The 284-nt window shown below is 56.7% G+C and carries 1 protein-coding gene; it reads left to right on the forward strand.

Going from position 1 to position 284, the window contains the following annotated elements:
• Positions 1–284, forward strand: a 284-nt coding sequence (locus tag BHC62_RS07290) for an immunoglobulin-like domain-containing protein (RefSeq protein ID WP_143007500.1), incomplete at both ends; no start/stop codon positions are given.

Raw genomic sequence — 284 nt, forward strand, 5'->3', positions numbered from 1 at the left:
TCAAGGCCGGCGAAACCGTTGGTACTGTGATTGTTGATGCCCCTGGCGATGACGTGTTCATCGACAAGAGCACCCAGACCGTCCAGATCACCGGCACCGCGGGTGGCAACTTCGAGAAGCTTGTGGTTGCTGGCGACGGCGCGACTACGCAGATCAACGACACCATCGATAAAGTCGATGTGGTCCTGACTGCCACCAAAACTGTCGGCGAAGGCGGCGAGATCGTTTACACCGCGACTTTGGTTGATAAAGACGGCAAGCCAGTTACCAATACCACTGGTCCG

It is taken from the genome of Pseudomonas sp. 06C 126, from assembly GCF_001855215.1.
Taxonomy (GTDB): domain Bacteria; phylum Pseudomonadota; class Gammaproteobacteria; order Pseudomonadales; family Pseudomonadaceae; genus Aquipseudomonas; species Aquipseudomonas proteolytica.